The 2,487-nt window shown below is 71.5% G+C and carries 3 protein-coding genes; 1 reads left to right on the forward strand and 2 read right to left on the reverse strand.

Features of this window, described 5'->3' with window-relative positions:
- On the reverse strand, nt 1-1,029 hold a 1,029-nt coding region (locus tag C1I98_RS37845; protein ID WP_233508539.1), incomplete at its 3' end, for a sugar transferase.
- A gap of 153 nt (nt 1,030-1,182) precedes the next feature.
- On the opposite strand from C1I98_RS37845, the gene C1I98_RS37850 reads away from it, so the two are divergent.
- A complete protein-coding gene (locus C1I98_RS37850) occupies nt 1,183-1,836 on the forward strand; it encodes a 3'-5' exonuclease family protein (protein ID WP_199537523.1) in 654 nt (217 codons plus the stop codon).
- On the opposite strand, the gene pth is transcribed toward C1I98_RS37850, so the two are convergent.
- Nucleotides 1,811-2,407: an aminoacyl-tRNA hydrolase gene (pth, locus tag C1I98_RS37855; RefSeq protein ID WP_111172052.1), complete on the reverse strand. Its 597-nt coding sequence runs from the start codon at nt 2,405-2,407 to the stop codon at nt 1,811-1,813. The genes C1I98_RS37850 and pth overlap by 26 nt on opposite strands.
- Between the last annotated feature and the right edge of the window lie 80 nt (nt 2,408-2,487).

Here is a 2,487-nt window from a genome sequence, read left to right on the forward strand (position 1 = left end):
GCCCCGCCCCACCCGGGTCTGCCGGAACAGCGCGGGCCCCTGACTGCTGGAGCGCACGGCGACGGCCAGCACGGCCAGCAGCGGCGCGAGCGCGACCAGCAGCACGACCGCGGCCATGCGGTCGAAGAGGTTCTTCACCAGTTGCCGGGGGCCGGACAGGTCGGGGTGCTCGACGTGGAGCAGCGGCAGCCCGGCGGCCGGGCGGATGGTCGTGCGCGGGCCCGCGACCTCCATCAGCGCGGGGGCCACGACCAGCTCGGTGCGGGTGCGCTCCAGCCGCCAGGCGAGCCGGCTCAGCGCCACACCGTCCATCTCGGGGCAGCCGAGCACCGCCACTGTGTCGGCGGCGGTCTGGTCGACCACCAGGGCCACGTCGGTGAAGTCGCCGAGCACGGGCACCCCGGCGACCTCGCGCGGCCCGCCCGCGGCGGGCAGGCAGGCGGCCACCACCTGCATGCCGTGCTCGGGCTCCAGCCGGAACCTGCGCACCAGCTCGGCCACGCCCGCCGGGTGGCCCGCCACCACCACCCGGCGCATGCAGTCGCCCCGCTCGCGCCTGCGGTGCAGGCCGCGCCGCAGCGCCTGCCTGGCCGCGAGGGTGAGCAGGGTCATCAGGGGCAGCGCGAGCACCACGTAGCCGCGGGCGATGTCGGTCTTGGTGACGTAGGCGCCGATGGCGAGCCCCGCGGTCAGCATCAGCCCGCACTGCACCACCCGCCGGAACTCCTCGGTGCCCGCCCCCAGCATGCGCGGCTCGTAGGCGCGGTTGACCGTGATCGCCGCCGTCCAGAGCGGGGGCAGCACGGCGCTCAGCGCGAGGTACGGGGTGACGTAGGGGGTCATCACCTCCCCGAACCGGACCGCCACCGCCACCACCCCGGCCAGCACGGCGCAAGCGGCGTCGGAGAACATCGCCCGCCCGCGATACTGTCGCACCCACAGGGGCAGGCGGCAGCGCTCCGCGGGGGTGGACGCCCGCCGTCCGTCGCGCGGCCTGACCGGGGCCGTGGATAGCTCACCGTCGAACACGCACCCCTCCTGTAGCCACTCACCGACCCCCATGGCCCGCCCCAGGACAAGGCGGACTCCCCACCCGGCCGAAAAACGCGCGGCGGCTTCATAGTGTAGCAAAGGATCAACCCAGAGTGAGCAATACCGATCAGCGCAGCGGAGGCGGGCGAGTTGAAGACTGAAACGTATATCTCTGTTGATGTCGAGGCGGACGGCCCTATTCCCGGGCCGTACTCGATGACGAGCCTGGGAATGACGGTCGCCGGACGGATGCGCGGTCGGCACTTCGAGGCGATAAGTCCGGACACGAATACTTTTTACGCCGAGCTGCGGCCGATCAGCGATGACTTCGTGCCGCAGGCCATGGCGGTGAGCGGTCTGGACAGGGACCGGCTGGTACGCGAGGGCAGCGACCCGGCGGAGGCGATGGCGCGGGCGGCGGCGTGGATCAAGCAGGTCAGCCGGAACTCGATCCCGGTGCTGGCGGCTTATCCGCTTTCTTTTGACTGGATGTGGATTTACTGGTACTTCATGAAGTATCTGGGGTCATCGCCGTTCGGGCATTCGCGGTGCATCGACATTAAAACGCTTTATGCCGCGAAAGCCGGGGTGACCATCGGCTGGGCGACGAAACGCCAGATGCCCCGCCACCTCGCCGCGAAACGCCCGCATACCCACAATGCCCTCGACGACGCCATGGAACAGGCCGAACTCCTCCAGAACCTGATGGCCTGGCCGGGAGCGGCGACCTCGACCGGTCACGGCACGGCGAGCGCGGCGGATGCGGCGGACGGCTCGCTCAGCGAGGAGGGCCGGAGAGCTTGAGGTCGCTCGCGTGGAAGGCGTTCTGGGTGGCCTCCAGGCCCTTGGTGAGCAGCGACTCCACCACGTCGGCCGCGCGGTCCACGAGGAACGGCAGGTCCTTGCGCTCGGCGGTGCCGAAGTCGCGCAGCACGAAGGCGGCCGGGTCCATCCGGCCGGGGGGCCGGCCGATGCCGAAGCGCACCCGCAGGTAGTCGCGGGTGCCGAGGGACTTGGTGATCGACTTGAGGCCGTTGTGGCCGTTGTCGCCGCCGCCGGACTTGGCGCGCAGCGCCCCGTACGGTACGTCCAGCTCGTCGTGTACGACGATCACCCGGGCCGGCTCGACCTTGTAGAAGTCGGCGAGGGCCTTGCAGGGGCCGCCGGAGAGATTCATGAACGACAGGGGCTTGGCGAGCACGGCGGACACCCCGGCCACGCGCCCCTCGACCACCGCCGCCCCGGCCCGGTGCGCCTTGAACCGCGCCCCGGCCCGCGCGGCCAGCTCATCGACCACCATGAAGCCGACGTTGTGCCGGTTGCCCACGTCTTCCGGCCTGGGGTTGCCCAGGCCCGCGATCAGCCACCGGTCCACGGACACCTCCAAAACCACAACAGGCGGCCCGGATCCCCCCGACCGCACCAAGCCCAGGGGCCCCGGAGGGGCGTGGGGCC

This window comes from Spongiactinospora gelatinilytica (assembly GCF_003236385.1).
In the GTDB taxonomy this organism is placed as follows: Bacteria; Actinomycetota; Actinomycetes; order Streptosporangiales; family Streptosporangiaceae; genus Spongiactinospora; species Spongiactinospora gelatinilytica.